Source organism: Sphingomonas sp. GV3, assembly GCF_031082075.1.
In the GTDB taxonomy this organism is placed as follows: Bacteria; Pseudomonadota; Alphaproteobacteria; order Sphingomonadales; family Sphingomonadaceae; genus Sphingomonas; species Sphingomonas beigongshangi.
Window position 1 is genome coordinate 79,233 of record NZ_JARWLE010000003.1, and the last position, 19,367, is coordinate 98,599.

Consider the following 19,367-nt stretch of genomic DNA (forward strand, 5'->3'; position numbering starts at 1 on the left):
TGGGTCCTCATTTCGATCTGTTCGAAAGCTCTTCCGACCGTATGCGCATCTTTTTCGCTGCCCTGTTCATGATGATGTCGCTCTCGGGATGCGGAGGGCGGGAGCCACTCGTCTCGACCAGCCGGCTGACCGTAGTGGAAGACAGCAAGACCCTGCCCGCCCCCAGCCGGCAAGATTTGACCGCTGGGGATCGGCCCTCGCTGATCGGGCCGCTCGATACGATCCAGGTCGACGTCTTCAACGTTCCTGACCTCTCACGCGAGGTGCAGGTCGACGCCAGCGGGCGGATCGCGATGCCGCTGATCGGCGCGATCGATGCACGCGGCCGCACCGCGCAGGAACTGGCCGCCGATATCGAGCGCGGCCTGCGTCGCCGCTACATTCGCGACCCTGACGTGACGGTCAATATCAAGAGTTCGGTCAGCCAAGTCGTGACGATCGACGGACAGGTCGTCGAGCCTGGCCTCTATCCCGTCACCAACCAGATGACGCTGCTCCGCGCCCTTGCCTCGGCCAAGGGGATGAACGAGTTCGCTCGGACCGACGAGGTCGTCGTGCTGCGTACCGTGCAAGGACGCAAGATGGCCGGGCTCTACGACGTCGGGGCGATCCGCCGCGGCGCCTATGACGATCCCGCGATCTACGCCAACGACGTCATCGTCGTCGGCGATTCTCCGCAGCGGCGCCTGTTCCGCGATTTCGTCTCGCTTTCGCCGCTGATCGCGGCGCCCCTAATCGCCATCCTGCAGTAAGGCACCGTGGGCATGAACTTTCACACTCCCCAGCTGCAAGGTGCGGCTCCCGGCCCGCTGACCGCCCCGGTCCTCGCTTCCGGCGCACCGGCCGGCGAGGGCCTGCAAATCCGCCAATATCTGCGGATGGCGCGGCGCTGGCGCTACCTCATCATCGGCGCGACTGTCGCCTGCGTTCTTCTTGGTCTCATCGCCACCTTGCTGATGACGCCGAAATACACCGCGGTTGCGACAGTAGAGATTGCTCGAGAGTCAGCGCAGGTTACCAATTTCCAGGGGGTAGAGCGCGAGAGCAGCCCGATCGACCAAGAATTTTATCAGACTCAGTACGGTCTGCTGCGCTCACGTGCCCTTTCGGAATCGGTCGCCAATCAGGTCCGTCTCGTCGACGATCCCAAATTCTTCTCGCTGTTCGGGTTCAAATCTGATCTTCCCGCCTTTCAGCTCGTCAACGGCCGCTATCCCGCCGGCGGACGCGCCGAGCGGCAGCGGGTCGCGGGTAAGATTTTGCGCGACAACCTGTCGGTGAATCCAACCCGACTGTCGCGGCTGGTCGACATCGGCTTCACCAGTCCCGACCCGGCGCTATCGGCGCGGATCGCAAACGCCTGGGCGGAAAATTTCATCCGGACCAATCTCGAGCGGAAGGTCCAGGCCAGTTCCTATGGTCGCAACCTGCTCGAGCGGCAGCTGACAATCCAGAAGGAGCGGCTTGACGAGAGCCAGCGCCAACTGGTCGGCTATGCTTCGCAGCAACAAATCATCAACCTCCCCTCGCAGACGGGGGGCGATGGGAAGACCACCTCCGAACGATCGATCGTCGCTGATGACCTCGCCGCGCTTAATACGGCCCTGGCGCAGGCGACCGCAGACCGCATTCAGATGGAAGCACGGTTCAACCAAGCCGGCCGCTCGGGCGCCTCGGCCGAGGCGTTACGCAACGCTGCAATCAACAATCTCCGCCAGCGCCGCGCCGAGCTTGCCTCTGATTACCAGCGGATGATGGTCCAGTTCGAACCGGGCTACCCCGCCGCCAAGGCAATCCAGTCGCAGATCGATCAGCTCGACCGATCGATCGCGCGCGAGGAGAGCCGTGTCTCGGGTTCGCTTGAGGCGGACTATCGCGAGGCGCGCGAAAGGGAAAACTCGCTCCAGGCGCGGGTTGACAAGCTCAAGTCGAACTATCTCGATCTGCGCCGACGCAGCATCCAGTACAATATTTACCAGCAGGAGGTTGATACCAACCGCTCGCTCTACGACGGCCTGCTCCAGCGCTATAAGGAAATCGGGATTGCCGGCGGGGTCGGAGTCAACAACATCTCGGTAGTCGATGCCGCTGACGTGCCGCAGCGCCCGTCGAGTCCACGCCTCTTCTTCAATCTGCTGATCTCACTCATCGCCGGGCTCGGCATCGGCGTCGGTCTTGCCTTCGCGCTCGAGCAATTGGACGAAGCCATTGCCGATCCGGCGGAGATCGAGCGCCGCCTCGGCCTACCCCTGCTTGGCTCGGTCCCGAAGGTCGAGGACGGGACGACCCCACGAAACGAACTGCTCAATCGCAAGTCGGACCTTGTTGACGCCTATCTGGCAGTCAATACCAACCTCGGTTTCACCACCGAACACGGTGTGCCGCGCTCGTTCGCCGTCACCTCGACCCGGCCGGCGGAGGGCAAGTCGACCACCGCACTGGCGCTCGCGACGATGCTGGCGCGTGCACAACGCCGGGTCATCTTGGTCGACGGCGATATGCGTTCGCCCTCCGTCCACCATCTCGGCGGAGTCAGCCACGACCACGGACTGAGCAACTTCCTCGCCGGCGACGACCGGATCGATACGATGACCTTCGAGATGGCGGATCTCGGCATCACCGCAATGTCAGCGGGTCCGATCCCGCCCAACGCGGCGGAGCTGCTGACCAGCACTCGCCTGTCGCTGTTGATCGAGCGTCTGCTCGAGCATTTCGATCACGTCATCATCGATTCCCCGCCGGTCATGGGACTGGCCGACGCGCCGCTGATAGGCAGCCGGGTCGAGGGCGTGATCTATACCGTCGAATCGCACGGTATCCGGTCGAGCTTGGTCAAGACCGCACTCAACCGACTGGTCAGCGCCAATGCCCGCATCATCGGCGGTATCCTGACCAAGTTTGAGGCGCGGCGGGCACATTATGGCTATGGCTATGAATACGGCTATGGCTATGGGCGCGATGCCAAGGATCGGAGCTGACCCTGTGACCGGCCGGCGTAGGGTGGCGCGGCGGTCGTCACGCGAATGGGCCGTACGCGGGGTCCTGGCAGTGGTACTGGCTGCGACAGGGTATCTGGCGATCAGCTTCTCCGTCGCGCAAGTCGCGGCTCGAATAAGCCCGGAGTTCGCTTATCGCCTTGCACCTTATGATGGGCGGATCGCGGCGCGGATCGCTGCGATGATCACTGATGGCGAGGCCGATCCCACCGAGCGGGTTCGCGCCGATGTGCTTGCGCGAGAGGCGCTACGACTCGACCCGACTGCGGTTGCCGCGCTTTCCACGCTTGGTATCGACGCCGATGTCCGAGGCGACCGCCAGAGCGCGCGCCGGCTGTTTGACCAAGCAAACCGTCTGTCACGCCGTGATCTCAAGACACAACTCTGGAAGATAGAGGACGCAGTCGGTCGCGGTGACGTGCCGGGGGCACTACGTGCCTATGACATCGCACTGCGTACGCACCCCTATCTTTCAGAACTTCTCTTTCCGGTACTGGGCGGGGCGAGCGCCGACCCTACGATCCGGCAGCAGGTAGTCCGCACTCTGGCTACGCGCCCTGCTTGGGGCGCCGACTTCGTCAACTTCGTCGCGGCAGGCGCTGTCAACCCTGATGTCACCGCCAGCCTCCTTACCGACCTTGCACGCGCACGGGTACCCGTGCCACCGACCGCCAGGCGCGATGCGATCGACGCACTGGTCAAGGCCGGGCGGCTCGACGCGGCATGGCGTTATTACGCCTCGACCCACCGCGGTGCTGACCGCCGGCGAGGACGTGACCCGCGCTTCGCTGCGCAGACCGATACCCCATCGGTACTCGATTGGCTGCCAGTCAACGCTGACGGGATCGTCGCCACAACCGGGGACGGCGGGCTTAATTTCAGCGCGCCAGCGAGCCTGGGCGGCGCGGTGATCGCCCAGGCCCAGTTGCTTCCCCCCGGTCGCTATCAAATCGCCGGGCGAGCGAGTGGGATAGCTGACAACGCAGCGGCTGAACCTTATTGGGTTTTGCAATGCCGCAACGACGCGCGTGAACTCGGACGCGCCGTGCTGAGAGCGGGCAACGGGCCGTTCGCGGCCGAAGTAACCGTTCCAACTGACTGTCCGATTCAGACGCTCGCGCTCATAGTGCGCCCCTCCGATGCCATTGGCGGGACGACCGGCCGGGTCGAGGAGGTCGTGCTGACGCCGGTGCATATGGGCAGCGATGGACGATAACCAGGACGATCGGTCCGGGATAACTCGGCGAACAACGCTGAGCTCGTTCCGTGCGCTTGCGGTACCCTATCTCGGCTATCAGGTTACCGCAGCGCCGCGCGTTCGGGTAGAGAGTGGCAACGGGTTCCTCCAGGCGGGGCGTGGCGCGCAGCCGCGCAGCGTCGACAGCAAGCTGCGCGAAACGGTGTCGGTCGCCGACTTCGGCGCGCGCGGCGATGGCGTCACCGACGATACCACCGCATTCAACGCCGCGATCGCGACCGGCAAGTCGGTCTTCGTCCCTTATACCCCAGCCGGCTATGCGGTGGCCGGGATCGACGTAATCAGTAACATGCAGATCATCGGCGAAAAGTCGGGGATGGCGCGGGCGCCACTGCTGATCGTGACCCGGTCGGGCAGCTCGGCCTTCCGCAACGCCTCGCGTGACCATGTCTTCCATTGCGTCTTCGAGAACCTTGCCTGTACCGCAGCACCTGGGGTTACCAATGCCGGCTTCTACGCGCAGGACAGGCGCACGCATTATTCCGGCTATTTCACCTTTCGCGCGATCGAGACCTATCTGACGCTGCGGACCAGCTATCGTGGCCTGTTCATCTTCGTACTATGGGATCGGTGCCGCGATGGCTATCTCGGCAGCGCGACCGACAGCGGGCATGGCGCGATTGCGGCGCTGGCGGACGCTTATGGCCAGACCAACCAGCAGAATTTGAACCGGGTCCGAGACACGATGATCTTCAACGCCTTCGGCTGCGAGGCCGCGGTAGTCGGGTCGTTCGGGATCCAGTGGAGCTTCGAGAACACCAATTTCGAGGCACTGCGCACTCGCGCGATCGCCGCTTATAATCTTCTTCAAGTTGGGTTCTCGAACTGCTGGTTCGAGGATATCCGCGCCGCTGCGATCGCCCATGTCGGAGTCTATCCCGGCACCGCGGCCGCCTCGACGATCCGGTTCGACCATTGCCATTTCGTTCTGAACGGTACGGCACCCTTCGTCGCTGTGGTTGATAACCCGGGGACTGTGTCGGTTCGCGACAGCCTGTTCAGCCTGGTCAGGACCGGGGTGCGATTGTGCGACGATGGCGCACGGGTCGCGACCAATGAGGGTAATTTGGCGGTTTCGGGTCCTGGCGCGGCAGGATTCTTTCTCGGCAACCATGCCGATACGGTTGCCGGCGGGCGTCGTTTTCTCAACGGTGCCCCAGACAACCGGATAGCGGCGATCACCCTACAGAATGGTGGGGCGATCGCGGCGACTGACGGCTTTCTGTCGCGCACCGACATCCAGGTTGGCAGAGAGTTCACAACGATCGCAACCTCGCGCACGGGGCTTGGCGGAACCTGCATCGTCTCAGGCTATGACCCGACAGGCGGCGCCCAACTGCGCCTGATCAAAGACTGGCAGGGCGGCACGGTGCGCGACGTCGTCGCGCCACTCAATGCGACCGGACGGATACTCGCTTTCCGAACCAGCGGCGCCGAACTTCAGATGCGGGTCGAGGGAAATCCTGTGACCGTGTTCACGACTCTCCTTCATTGATCCAGCGCCGTATGCCGACCCTTGGTAGTGCTATCTCGCCATCCCGCGCGCCGCACCGCCCGTCTCCAAGAACCAGCGATACGCGTCGGTGATCCCCTCATACAGACCAATACGCGGGGCCCACCCCATACCGCGCAACTTCCCCGCATCCATCAGCTTGCGTGGAGTGCCGTCGGGCTTGGTGGGATCGGTGCGAACCTCACCGTCGAGGCCGACCACTGCCATTACCATCCGCGCAACCTCGAGGATCGTCACGTCGTCGCCAAACCCGACATTGACGTGCTCGTTCTCCGAATAGGTCTTGAGGAGAAAGACGCAGGCGTCAGCAAGGTCATCAACGTGGAGGAACTCGCGCCGAGGGGTGCCGGTGCCCCAGATGTCGAGTCCGGATTGGCCCTGCATCTTGGCCTCGTGTGCCTTGCGGATCAGCGCAGGCAGGACATGGCTGCCCTTCAGGTCGAAATTGTCGCCGGGACCATAGAGATTGGTCGGCATCGCCGAGATATAGTCGCGTCCATGCTGGCGGCGATAAGCCTGGGCAAGCTTGATCCCGGCGATCTTGGCGACCGCATACCATTCATTGGTCGGCTCGAGCGGACCGGTGAGGAGCGCATCCTCGGTGATCGGTTGGCGCGCGAGTTTGGGATAGATGCAGGACGAGCCAAGGAACAGCAGCCGACCAACGTCGCTGCGATGCGACGCCTCGATGACGTTCGCTTCGATCATTAGGTTGTCGTAGAGAAAATCGGCCGGCCAGGTGTCGTTGGCGAGGATGCCACCGACCTTCGCCGCGGCGAGGATTACCACATCGGGGCGCTCGACTGCAAACCAGTCGCGTACAGCACGCTGGTCAAGAAGATCGAGCGTCTCGCGTCCAGCGGTCAGTACCTCGCAATTCTCACGAGCGAGGCGCCGGACAATAGCCCCGCCGACCATCCCGCGATGCCCGGCAACATAGACTCGCTTACCGGTGAGATCATATCCCTCGGTCATCACGCCCCCTTGGCGATCGGCGCGTGCTGCATCACCTCGAGGTCGGCGAGCACCATCTCACGGGCGAGATCGCGCGGGCTCGTCTCATGGGTCCAGCCCAGCTTCTCGTGCGCCTTAGTCGGGTCTCCAATTAGGAGGTCGACCTCAGTCGGACGGAAATAGCGAGGATCCACCTCTACCAAGCATTGACCAGTTTGGCTGCAATAACCCTTCTCGCGCTCGCCCTCCCCTTCCCAGCGTAATGTTATGCCGACGTCAGCAAATGCCCATTCGACAAACGTGCGCACCGAGGTTGTTACCCCAGTCGCCAGTACATAGTCGTCAGGCTTGTCTTGCTGTAGCATCAGCCACATGCCGCGAACATATTCACGGGCATGACCCCAGTCGCGCTTAGCATCTAGGTTGCCGAGCCAAAGCTTATCTTGCCGGCCAAGCTTGATTGCAGCGACTGCACGGGTAATCTTGCGGGTTACAAAAGTCTCACCACGCAATGGACTCTCGTGATTGAATAAAATTCCGTTCGATGCATGCATCCCGTATGCTTCGCGGTAATTGACCACGATCCAATAGCCATATAGCTTGGCGACGGCATAGGGGCTGCGTGGATAGAAGGGAGTTGTCTCCTTCTGCGGCACTTCTTGAACGAGGCCATAGAGCTCGGACGTCGAGGCCTGATAGAAGCGCGAAGTCTGCTCCAGCCCAATAATCCGCATCGCCTCTAGGAGTCGCAGGGTCCCGATCGCGTCGGCATTAGCGGTATATTCGGGGGTTTCGAAACTAACTTGGACATGGCTCTGCGCGGCGAGGTTGTAAATCTCGTCGGGGCGGACCTGCTGTACCAGCCGGATCAGGTTTGTGCTGTCAGTAAGATCGCCGTAATGGAGGTGGAAACGTGCTCCCTCCTCGTGCGGATCCTGATAAATATTTTCGATCCGCCCAGTGTTGAACGACGACGAGCGTCTCTTCAACCCATGGACCTCATAGCCCTTCGAGAGCAGCAGCTCAGCGAGATAGGCACCGTCCTGCCCCGTTGTGCCAGTAATCAGCGCAACCTTGCGTTCACTCACTAACCAAACTCCCTGATCCTTAGCACGACACCCGCGCCTGCCTGACGACTTGGCCTACTACCTCCGACCGCCATCACTGCCGGACGACTGGTAGGGTATGGCTACCCCGCAGCGAAGCACGGTATCGTTGAAAGCCGCTGCATCGCAGAAAGGGACGGGGCGGACAAGTCATCGACGCTGCCCGCTGCACTGGCTAACCAACAGGTTTTTCGCCATACTCATACCTTTAAATGCCTCCGCGTTAGCGTTTGGAGTTGCTGCTCCGGGGAGCAGCTGAGCGTACCGGAGGCACGCAGCACGTGAGGGATGAAAAAATTCGGCGATCTGCTTTTTCCTTCGCAGCCGGCAAGCGGGGTATTGTATGCCAGTCGTGAAGACGACCAAGGCGGGTTTGCGGAACAGCTGAACGAGCCTTCGCCGTGCCCCGAAACGCTGAAGGTTAAAGGCGTTTGGGCAACAAGGAATTGACACCCAGCCCATAGAGGCATGCAATTTGCGCAAGGCCATACTTCTGCATCGCTGGCGATTGCCGATCCGCAAACCAGCTTCTATTCGCAAATCGCTATGCTCTCCCCCGTCAAGCTCATCCCTCCTACGCGGTTCGGCGATGCACGCGGCTGGTTCACGGAGGTTCACTCAGTCCCTGCCTTCGCTGCGCTGGGAATTGACATAACTTTCGTTCAGGACAACCACTCGCTGTCCGTCCCTGCCTTCACGCTACGCGGGCTACATTTCCAGACCCCACCGCGCGGGCAGGACAAGTTAGTGCGCTGCATCCGCGGGCGAATCTTCGATGTCGCGGTCGATGTGCGGCGGGGTTCGCCGACCTATGGCCGCTGGGTGGGCACTGAACTTTCGGCCGATAACGGCTACCAGCTGTTCATCCCGATCGGCTTCGCCCACGGCTTTGTGACGCTCGAGCCGGATTGCGAGGTGACGTACAAATGCTCCGATACCTATGCGCCTGAAGCGGATGGTGGCATCCGCTGGGATAGTGTCGGCATCGACTGGCCATTACCCGCTGGCGTGACGCCGGAACTTTCGGGAAAGGACAAGGTGCAGCCGACGCTCGCCGAGTTCGATAGCCCCTTCCCCTATGACGGCCGCCCGCTCGCGCCGCTCGCCTGAGGACCCATACGCAATGCGCATCTTCGTCACCGGCGGGGCCGGCTTCATCGGCTCGGCGCTCGTCCGGCATCTGATCGAGAACACGGACCATGAGGTCCTGAACTTCGACAAGCTGACCTATGCCGGCACGCTGTCGACGGTCGAGCGGGTCGCGGGCAGCAACCGCTATCGCTTCGTTCAGGGCGATATCTGCGATGCGGAGGCAGTGCGTGCCGCAATCGTCGAGTTCAAGCCCGATATCATCACTCACTTGGCGGCCGAAAGCCATGTCGATCGCTCGATCGACGGGCCCGGCGCGTTCGTGCAGACCAATGTCGTCGGCACCTATACGATGCTCGCCGAGGCGCGCGCCTATTGGCTGGGGCTGGACAATGCCGCCCGCGAGGCGTTCCGCTTCCACCATATCTCGACCGATGAGGTTTACGGCTCGCTTGGCGATACCGGCCTGTTCACCGAAGAGACGCCCTACAATCCACGCTCGCCCTATTCGGCGTCGAAAGCCGGCAGCGATCACCTTGTCAGCGCCTGGGGCCATACCTTCGGTTTGCCCGTGCTGATCACCAACTGCTCGAACAACTACGGCCCCTACCACTTCCCTGAGAAGCTGATTCCGCTGATGATTGCCAAGGCCTTGGATGACCAGCCGCTGCCGATCTACGGCAAGGGCGACCAGGTTCGCGACTGGCTGTACGTCGAGGATCACGTCCGCGCCCTGCAGGCAGTGTTCGAGCGTGGGCAACCTGGGCGCACCTATAATGTCGGCGGGCACAACGAGCGCCAGAATATCGAGGTCGTGAAGACACTTTGTGCGATCTTAGACGAGCTACGCCCGCGCGCCGACGGCAAGTCCTACGCTGACCAGATGACCGAGGTCACCGACCGCCCCGGGCACGACAAGCGCTATGCAATCGACGCGAGCCGCATTGGCGAGGAACTCGGCTGGACGCCGGCCGAAACGTTCGAGACGGGTATCCGCAAGACGGTTGAATGGTATCTCGCCAACGAAGACTGGTGGCGTCCGCTGATCGCGGCAAAGGCGGCCGAACGCCGCGGCATGGCCTGACATGACGACCTGTATATGTGTCGACACGAGATTGCCGCGATGAATGATGTGGTGCGTCATATCCTTGTTACCGGTGCGGGCGGTCAGCTTGGCACCGAATTACAGCGCTGCGCCTGGCCCGAGGGGTGGCGGGTGACCGCGCTCGATGTCGCCGATCTCGACCTGCGCGATACGGCTGCGATCGAGCGGATGGTCGCCTCACGCCCCTGGGCGGCAGTGATCAACGGCGCCGCCTATACCGCAGTAGACAAGGCGGAGACCGACGTCGTCACTGCCTGGGAAGTCAACGCGATGGCGCCCGCCGCCTTCGCGCAGGGTTGCGCTGAGGTGGGCATCCCGCTCGTCCAGGTCTCGACCGACTACGTCTTCGCCGGCGACAAGGCGGGCGCGTGGGAGATCAATGATCCGGTTGCGCCTTTGGGCGTCTATGGGGCGTCCAAACTGGGCGGGGAACTCGCGGTGCGGACCAGCGGGGCACGCCATGCGATCGTCCGCACCGCCTGGGTGGTGAGCGCGCACGGCAGCAATTTCGTGAAGACGATGCTTCGCGTCGCCGAAGGCCGCGACCGGCTGACCGTGGTCGACGACCAGCGCGGCAGTCCGACGAGCGCGGCCGACCTGGCCCAGGCGCTGATGACAATCGCCGTCCGCCTCGCCGACGATGCGGACGCGCCGACCGGCACCTTCCACTTCAGCAATGCCGGCGATATCAGCTGGGCGGATTTCGCCGTCGAAATCTTCCGCCAGTCGGCGCAGCGTGGCGGCCCCTCGGCCGAAGTCACTCGGATTCCCAGCAGCGATTATCCGACCCCGGCACGCCGTCCGGCCAATTCATTGCTGAGCCATGACGCTATCCACGATGCGTACGGCATCACCCCCCGGGACTGGCGCGAGGCGCTTAGCAACATTCTCGACGAACTGATCGGAGCTGAACAGTGAAGGGCATCATTCTCGCCGGTGGCTCGGGTACGCGGCTCCATCCGGCGACGCTCGCGGTGAACAAGCAGCTGCTTCCCGTCTACGACAAGCCGATGATCTATTATCCGCTCAGCGTTCTAATGCTGGCGGGGATCCGCGATGTCCTGATCATTTCCAGCCCCGAATTCATCGACAATTACCGCCGCCTATTCGCTGATGGGTCGGCGTTCGGACTGACTATCTCTTACGCCGAGCAACCGAGCCCCGATGGTCTCGCCCAGGCATTCACTATAGGCGCCGACTTCATCGATAACGACCGGGTTGCCCTGGTGCTGGGCGACAACATCTTCTTCGGCGCAAATCTCACCACCCTGCTCAACCGCGCTGTCGCGCGTGAGAGTGGCGCGACAGTGTTCAGCTATCAAGTCGAGGATCCCGAGCGCTACGGCGTGGTGGGCTTCGGCGAAGGCGGCCAAGCTGTTAGCCTAGAAGAAAAGCCGGTTCAACCGAAGTCTAATCATGCGGTGACCGGTCTGTATTTCTATGACAACCGCGTCGTCGACTATGCGCGCAACCTGAAACCATCGGCGCGTGGTGAACTCGAGATTACCGATCTGAATCGGCTCTACATGGAAGCGGGCGATCTCTACGTCGAGCAGATGGGGCGCGGTTATGCCTGGCTCGACACCGGCACGCACGACAGCCTGTTGGAAGCCGGTGAATTCGTCCGCACGCTGCAGCATCGCCAAGGCGTTCAGATCGCCTGCCTCGAAGAAATCGCCTTTGAGATGGGCTTCATTTCCGCTGAGCAGGCTCGTACGGCCGGTGAGCGCTTCAAGAAAACAGCATATGGTCGGGCGATTCTGCGAGCTGTAGACAGCGTCTGATGCTCTACAGCTTGACTGACTCTGTCACACGCTGCGGGAAGTATCTTTGATATCGTGGCCGACGAGCAGATCGAACGACATGCCTGTCTCGTAACGCTTTACCGTCCGGTATCATCGATATTTTGTTGCTGCGGCGGTGAGATTACCGGAGCCGAACGACTCTTATCGTCCGTTGTCGTCTTGAACGCCGCGCCCGGGTCATTCGTCGCATCGACGCGGTAGCGCTCAATCCGCAGATCAAGGCGGTTCTCAACCCGCGATGCGATCCGATTGTTGATCCGTGCGGGATTGAGATTGGCTGGTTGGCCCTTTGCGTTAAGCCGGGCGCCATATGCCGTCGCTGTATCGCGCGCAGAACGAGTCTGAGCGCCGGAAACCGACGGAAGGGCTATGACTGCCAGGAGGGGGGCCATCAAGAGGGGGCGCATAACGCGTTCGGATCGCATGGCGCTCAATGTACCGCCTTTTGTAGCGGCCGTCATCACGCTTGCGAGACCAGCTGTTGTATTGGCTCATTTAACTGTTCAATCGTTAATCCGTCTCTCATGGTGTTTGCGCGCCGTGTCGTTGAACGCCTCTTGGCCATAGCCGCCTGAATGTTTCTGCAGGCCCCGGGGCCTACATGATATACGCCAAAGGCGTCACCAGCCTTAAGAATGTATCAGTCGTGTGAATGTCGCGCGCCAGTTACCCGCCATATCACTGAAACCGTACAATGAAGCGTAGCCATTGTCGGGGTGAACCCGTCCAAATGTTTCAGTCTAGACACATTTGTATCTCGCACATAATGTGCCGATAGTAACCGGGGATTTTCATGACTGTTGCGAAGACGATGCCGCTTGGCCGGCGGGTACGCGTGCGTGCGCTTCAAACGAGTGCAGTATTGGGGGCGATGCTCGTAGCGGGGCCGGCATTCGCGCAATGTGCGCCCGATCCGACGATCACCAACGGTACGACGACCTGCACCGGTACCGACGGGGACGGACTGACAGTCGCCACGAACAATACGCGTGTCGTCGTGGCGCCGGGAGCGGTCGTCCGGCCAGGCAATGGATCCGCGGCCCTCCTGTCGACTTCCTCTAACGCGACCTTCCAGATTGGCGGAACGGTTGATGGCGGCAACACCAAGCCTGGTCTGTTCGTGTCTACCGGCCCCGCCACGACCGGACCATGCGACCCTTATGCCGGCGCTTCGGTGGGCAGCTGCATTCCGGGCAGCATCGTGAGCGTCAGCCCGTCCGCAAGTGCGACGATCTCCGTCCTTCAGGGCGGAATACTCAGCGGCGCACAGGGGCTGCTGATCCGGCGCGACGCCGGAAACCCGAACGGATCCATCTACGCAACGCTTAGCAACGCAGGCACGATTACCGGCACCAATGGCCCGGCAGTCGTGGCGGATCAGATGGGATTCGGCTCGCTGTCGGTCACCAACGCGGCCACCGGAACGATCGGCGGCATCTTGGGCACGATAGCCTACGTCACCAACGCAGGCACGATCGATGGCGGCGGCAACAGCGCCGTCGCCACGACGCTGTCGGGTATGAACATCGCCAATACCGGCCGGATCGTCTCGGGCAGCGGATCGACGACGCTGAGTGGCACCGGCTATCTCTACGTCACCAATGCGGCCGGCGCGACGATCGGCGGTGGCGCCACCGCAATCCGCACCACCGGAGCATTGTCGCTGAGCAATGCGGGCACGATCAACGGCTCCGTCATCTCGACCGCGCCGGCCGGCCAAGGCAGCACGATCGATACGCGTGCCGGCACGATCAACGGCAACGTCACGCTGGGTGCGGGCGACGACACGCTGCGCGCGCGCTACGACGCGGTGACCGGCAAGATCAGTTCGATCACGGGCACGATCGACGGGGGCGCGGGGATCGACACGATCGCGCTCGGCGTCGATGCCAACACGACGTTCCGCAGCATCGTCCTGCCGACGAACTTCGAACGGCTCGGCCTCGACCTCAGCAACAACGCCATCGCGACGCTCGCCCCCGGATTTTCCACGGGAACCGCGATCCAGCTCGGCGGCAACGGCACACTCGTCAACCAGGCGGCGCTCGTCACGACCGGCCAGGCGATCAACGCGGGCTTCGCCTCGTTCGGCCTCGCGGTCACCAACCAGGGGTCGATCAGCGCGACCTTGAGCGACACCGGCAGCTATGCGGTCGGCACGCCCGCAACGCTGACCAACAGCGGTACGATCAGTGCCACCGGTGGCGGGGGCGTATCGGTGTATGGCACGCTGACCAACACCGGCACGATCAGCGCGACCGGAACCGGCGCCGCGATCACGTCGGGCACGCTGGCGAATACGGGCACCATCCGCTCCACCGGCGGCATCGGCGTCTCTGCCTATCTCTCGAGCGCTTCGACCAATGCGGGCACGATCACCGGCGCCACGACCGGTCTTGCGCTTACGAGCGGACGGCTGACCAACAGCGGTTCGATCAGCGGCGGGACGACCGGCATCCTGCTCGGCTATGGTACGACGTTCATCAATGCCGCAGGCGGTACAGTGGCGGGCGGCATCGCGAGCAACGGGCCGACGATTGTCGGCAATGCGGGACGGATCACGGGCAACGTCAATCTTGCCCAAGCATCCAGCTTCGATTCGAACAACGACGTCTACATCGACAATGGCGGCAGCGTCAGCGGGGCGATCCGGCTAGGCGGCGGTGACGACCAACTGGTGGTCGACCTGGCGGCGACGGCGGGTCGCCCGCTTGCCGGCGCGATTGGCGGAGTCGATGCCGGGGCGGGCTGGGACACGATCCGCTATCGTGTCGGCGCGGATGCGAACGCGACACTCGCCCTGCCGAACAGCTTCGAAGGACTGGCCTACGAAGTGTCGAACGGCGCGGCACTGACTCTGACGAGCGTGTCCCCGATAACGACGACGATCGGGCTGACCGGCAAGGGGTCGGTCGCGCTGAACGCCAATGTCTCGATCACCGACCGGACCCTGATAGATGCGACGATCCCGTCGACCGACCAGCTGGCCGGGATAGCGACCAACGTCGTTCCGGCGCTGTCGATCAGCAATGCGGGCACGCTGGCACTGACGGCAACGACGCAGAACCTGTACAGCACGCTGAGCGCGATCAACGCCGGCAGCGCCGACGTCACCAACACGGGCACGATCAGCGTCGCCAATGCGACCGGCCGCTATTACCCGGCAATCGCCATCCAGGGCGGGACGACCGTCACCAATGCCGGGACGATCAATCTGGTGGGTGCCGGCACCGCGATCAGTGGTGCACGCACCATCGTCAACAGTGGCACGATCACCGATACGGTCGGGTCGAATGCCGTCGGCGTTACCGGCTTCACGACGCTGACCAACAGTGGAACGATCCGCACCGATGGTATCGCGGTGCAGGCCAATTCCTATTATGCGACCGCATCGATCGCGAACAGCGGAACGATCGAGAGCCGCAAGGCCGCCGCCATCAGCCTGGGTTATGGTACCAAGCTCGTCAACGAGGCGGCGGGAATCATCCGCGCCGCCACCGCAATAGATGCGTCTAATGGCGGCCTGATCGTCAATCGCGGCGCCATCGTCGGCAACGTCACGGCATCCCCCAATGCCTATGGTTCGGTCGCCTACATCGCGGACGGCGGCACGCTGACCGGCAACCTGACCTTCGGCCAGGGCTATGACTTCTTCCTGCAGAAGGGCGACACGACCGGCGTGTCGGGGACAATCGACGGCGGGAACGGGTTCGACACCTTCGGCTATTCGCGCAGCACCAGCGGCAGCATCGCGCTCGACAAACGGCCGGGCATCAACTTCGAAGCGGATTATGTCGAGGCGCTCGGCGCCGATACGCGCGTCACGCTCACCGCGACGCAGCGCATCGGCAACGCCGTCTATCTCCAGGGCGACGGTACGATCATCAACGAGGCGATGATCGATGGCGGCGCGTCGACCTATCTGTTGACCGGCATGTCCGGCGTCGGCCAGGGCAACACGCTCGCTGCATTCATCAACCGCGGCACCATCGCCGGGGGCATGAGCGGCGCGCTGTCCTCGCTGACCAACAGCGGTACGCTGGGCAGCAAGACGCTTGCCGGCAACGGCGTGTACCAGGTCCTCAACGCCGGGACGCTGGCCTTCGACAACAGCGGAACTGTCCTCTCGTCGGGGGTCTATGACGCCGTCACCCTGACCGGCTCCGGCCTCGCCGGGATCAGCGCCGGCAACAGTGGCACGATCGACGGCGGGATGGCCGTGTCGGCGACCTTCGCCACGCAGCAGACGCCATCGCTCCTCAACCTTACCAATACCGGCACGATCACCGCGGCGAACGGCGATGCGCTGTCGGTCACCGCCGGCAGCTCCTACTATACGACCAATGCCGCTGCCGTGACGCTGACCAACAGCGGCGCGATCACCGCGAGTGGCGACCGCGGTTCGGCCGCCTCGGTGCAGGTGATCGGCAGTGCCGCATCGACCTACGCCATCGATAATAGCGGTACGATCCGCGCGACCGGCAATGGCGGTATCGTCACCTATAGCTATTACCCGGGCAGCGTCGTCACCTACAAGGTGACCGATCCGGTCGCGGGCCTGGACCTGTACACCGATCCCGGGGTGAGCGGTGCGATCGCCAACAGCGGGACGATCGAGGCAAGCGGCACCCGCGCCGTCGCCCTGCTCGTGTCCGGTACCGCGCTCAACCTTACCAACAGCGGCACGATCCGTGGTGGAACCGGCACGACGCTCGATGCCGACGACCTGTTCGGCCAGTCGAACGGCATCACGACGCTTGCCGGTGCGATCCAGACGCTGGGCAACAGCGACGACCGCATCGTCAATAGCGGCACGATCATCGGATCGGTCGATCTCGGCCGTGGCAACGACCGGATCGAAAACCGTGGCCGGATCGAGGGCAACGTCTTCCTCGGCGATGGTGACGATACCTTCGTACAGGCAGCGGACGCGGTAATCGTCGGCACCGTCGATGGCGGCGCGGGTACCGACAGCCTCGTCGTCGATGCGACGCGTGGCGGCGCGGTCAACGGCGACCAGTTCATCAACTTCGAGCGATTCAGCCAGATCGGCAACGGCACCGTCGCCTATTCCGGCAGCTTCCGCTTCGATGCGATCGGCGTGTCGGGCGGCACGATCAGCGTCGCGGCGGGACGGACGCTGTCGAGCACGGGCACGACGACGATCGCGGGCAGCGATGGCGCCGAAACGGTGCTCAACGCGGGGACGATCGCCGGGACGATCGATCTCGGGGCCGGCAACGACCGGGTCGTCAACACCGGCACGATCGGCGGATCGGTGCTGCTCGGGGCGGGCGACGACCAGTTCGTCGAAGGACCTGGCAGTCGGGTCGTCGGTATGGTCGATGGCGGTACCGGCGACAACCTGTACACGGTGCAGCTTGCAGGGGACCGCAGCGGGATCGGCCGGCGCGTCAATTTCGGGCGGCTGTCGGTCGAAGGCAATGGTACCTTGGCGCTGACGCTCGACCAGAGCTTCCGCTCGATCGGCCTTGCCGGCACGGGACTCACCCTGGCGCTCAACGGCCTCGGCGTCGGCACCGTGACGGGATCGGATGCGGCGGAGACATTCGCAGTCGATGGCGATGTCGCCGCGGCGAACATGGGCGCGGGCAACGACACGCTCGCGCTCGGCACGACGCGCGCGACGGGGCTCTACATGGGCGGGACGGGCACCGACACGCTGCGCTTCACCGCCAGCGCACCCGTGACGCTCGCCGGCATGGCGACCGGCTTCGAACGCGTTGCCCTTGCGGGCGGCGCACTGACGGTCATGGGTACGCTCGGCACGGCAGGCGATGCGATCGCCTTTGCCGACGGGAATACAACGCTTGCCGTCGCCAACGGCGGCACGCTCGCCGGAACGATCAGCCTGGGATCGGGCAATGACGGCCTGTTCCTCGCGGCGGGATCGACGCTTGCGGGCAGCGTCTCGGGCGGCGCAGGCACCGACACTGCGACGCTCGAGCTGGCCGGCAACCGCACGCTGGCCAGCGGCATCCTCACCGATTTCGAGATCCTCGGTACGCAGGGCAATGGCACGCTGACGCTGAGCGGCAGCCATCGCTACGACCGCATAGTCGCCGACACCGATCTTGCCGTGGCCGCCGGATCGTCGCTCACCGCACCCGTCATGTTCGGTAGCGGCGCCAACCGCTTCACCATCGCCGGCACCTTCACCGGATCGGTCGATGGCGGCGCGGGCAGCGATACGATCCAAATCTCGGGCGGCACCAGCGCCGCTCCTGTCGCCTTCAGTGACGTCACCAACGTCGAGGCGCTATCGATGACCGGCGGCTTCGCGACCGTGTCGGGTAACGCCAGCTTCGGTGCTGTCGACATGTCGGGGGGGCGACTGGTCGGCTTGACGGGGTCGACGATGCGCGCGAGCCAGTTCGTCGTCCGCCAGGGCGCGACGTTCGGCTCGGCCGGCACCGTGGTGGGCGACATCGCGGTCGCCGGCATCCTCAGTCCGGGCGCATCGCCAGGAACGATGACGGTCAACGGCAATGTCTCACTTGCGGCTGGCTCGACCTCGCTTTTCGAGATCACGCCCACCGTTGCCGACCAGCTGCGCGTCAACGGCAGCGTCGCGATCACATCCGGCGCAACGCTGAAGATCGTCGCGGAGGGACAGATTCGTCCCGGCACCTCCTACGACCTCATCGTTGCGAGCGGCGGGATCACCGGCAGCTATACGACGATCGACAAGGCTGCCTCGCTGTTCGGTTTCATCGTCCAGCGTGCCGATCGCATCCAGCTGCTCGGGCAGTTCCTGGGCGATGCATCGTTCAGTCCGCAGGTCGCGCGCAGCATCGCCTATGCCAATACCGCGATCCAGGTGCAGCCGGCGACCAGCGCCCTGTTCGACGCCCTCCCCTCGTTGCTGCTGGCAAGTGGCGCCTCCAATCCGCAGGCCTTCGCGCGGCTGACGCCCGAACCCTATGCATCGGCGAAGCAACTGGGTGTCGACCAGGCGCTGACGCTGGTCGATACGGCACGCGGCCCCGCCTTCGCCACGACGGACCGCGACGACATCCACGCCTTCACCTTCGCGCAGGGGCTGGGCCAGTGGCACAGGCTCGCCGGTAACGGCACGACCGGAACATCGACGGCACAGACGAGCGGCTACGGCTTCCTGGGCGGCATCGGTGTCGGCAACCGCGCCTGGACGGTCGGTGCGTTCGGCGGCTATCTCGACAGCCGCCAGCGGATCGACGCCCTCGCCGCGAGCACGCGCACCGATGGTTTCGTAGCCGGCATCCATGGCCGCTATGCAGTCAACGGCCTGTATCTCGCTGCCTCCGTCCTTTACGATGGCGGCGATGCCACGACGATGCGCACTTTGCCCAATGGGGTCGGTGCATCGGGCCGCTATGGCCTGCACGGCTGGATCAGCGATCTGTCGGCAGGTTACGCTATCCCGGCTGGCGACGACTGGGTGCTGACGCCCAAGGCTGGAATCACCTATGTGGATCGGCGTGGAAAAGGGACCCCGGTAGCGGGGTGATCGGCGTCGAAAAGGGACCCCTCATCCCGGT

At 63.5% G+C, this 19,367-nt stretch carries 11 protein-coding genes; 9 read left to right on the forward strand and 2 right to left on the reverse strand.

The window, feature by feature from the left end; translation table 11 throughout:
• The first annotated feature begins 41 nt into the window (after positions 1–41).
• From RF701_RS17300 to RF701_RS17315, 4 genes are all read left to right on the forward strand, one after another.
• Positions 42–752, forward strand: a complete 711-nt coding sequence (locus RF701_RS17300; RefSeq protein WP_308815782.1) for a polysaccharide biosynthesis/export family protein — start codon at positions 42–44, stop codon at positions 750–752.
• A gap of 12 nt (positions 753–764) precedes the next feature.
• Positions 765–2,978 (forward strand): polysaccharide biosynthesis tyrosine autokinase, encoded by a 2,214-nt coding sequence (locus RF701_RS17305; RefSeq protein ID WP_308815783.1) that lies wholly within the window; start codon positions 765–767, stop codon positions 2,976–2,978.
• 70 nt (positions 2,979–3,048) lie between these two features.
• A complete protein-coding gene (locus tag RF701_RS17310) occupies positions 3,049–4,212 on the forward strand; it encodes a hypothetical protein (protein WP_308815784.1) in 1,164 nt (387 codons plus the stop codon).
• Positions 4,202–5,749 carry a glycosyl hydrolase family 28-related protein gene (locus tag RF701_RS17315; protein WP_308815785.1) on the forward strand — a complete coding sequence of 516 codons (1,548 nt, stop codon included), beginning with the start codon at positions 4,202–4,204 and terminating at the stop codon, positions 5,747–5,749. The genes RF701_RS17310 and RF701_RS17315 overlap by 11 nt, the downstream gene beginning before the upstream one ends.
• Before the next feature lie 30 nt (positions 5,750–5,779).
• Here RF701_RS17315 and RF701_RS17320 read toward each other — a convergent pair whose 3' ends face one another.
• Together RF701_RS17320 and gmd are read right to left on the reverse strand one after the other, a co-directional pair.
• Positions 5,780–6,742 (reverse strand): GDP-L-fucose synthase, encoded by a 963-nt coding sequence (locus tag RF701_RS17320; RefSeq protein WP_308815786.1) that lies wholly within the window; start codon positions 6,740–6,742, stop codon positions 5,780–5,782.
• Positions 6,742–7,809: a GDP-mannose 4,6-dehydratase gene (gmd, locus tag RF701_RS17325; protein WP_308815787.1), complete on the reverse strand. Its 1,068-nt coding sequence runs from the start codon at positions 7,807–7,809 to the stop codon at positions 6,742–6,744. Before gmd ends, RF701_RS17320 begins: the two co-directional genes overlap by 1 nt.
• A gap of 486 nt (positions 7,810–8,295) precedes the next feature.
• On the opposite strand from gmd, the gene rfbC reads away from it, so the two are divergent.
• The 5 genes from rfbC (at position 8,296) to RF701_RS17350 (ending at position 19,336) form a co-directional block, all read left to right on the forward strand.
• Positions 8,296–8,937 (forward strand): dTDP-4-dehydrorhamnose 3,5-epimerase, encoded by a 642-nt coding sequence (gene rfbC / locus RF701_RS17330; RefSeq protein WP_308815788.1) that lies wholly within the window; start codon positions 8,296–8,298, stop codon positions 8,935–8,937.
• Positions 8,938–8,950: 13 nt separating this feature from the next.
• Positions 8,951–10,000, forward strand: coding sequence for a dTDP-glucose 4,6-dehydratase (rfbB, locus tag RF701_RS17335; RefSeq protein WP_308815790.1), 1,050 nt, complete (start codon positions 8,951–8,953; stop codon positions 9,998–10,000).
• Positions 10,001–10,051: 51 nt separating this feature from the next.
• Positions 10,052–10,939, forward strand: coding sequence for a dTDP-4-dehydrorhamnose reductase (gene rfbD / locus RF701_RS17340; protein ID WP_308815791.1), 888 nt, complete (start codon positions 10,052–10,054; stop codon positions 10,937–10,939).
• Entirely contained in the window at positions 10,936–11,805 is an 870-nt protein-coding gene (gene rfbA / locus RF701_RS17345; RefSeq protein WP_308815792.1) for a glucose-1-phosphate thymidylyltransferase RfbA, read from the forward strand. The genes rfbD and rfbA overlap by 4 nt, the downstream gene beginning before the upstream one ends.
• An 856-nt stretch (positions 11,806–12,661) precedes the next feature.
• Positions 12,662–19,336, forward strand: coding sequence for an autotransporter outer membrane beta-barrel domain-containing protein (locus tag RF701_RS17350; protein ID WP_308815793.1), 6,675 nt, complete (start codon positions 12,662–12,664; stop codon positions 19,334–19,336).
• The last annotated feature ends 31 nt before the right edge of the window (positions 19,337–19,367 follow it).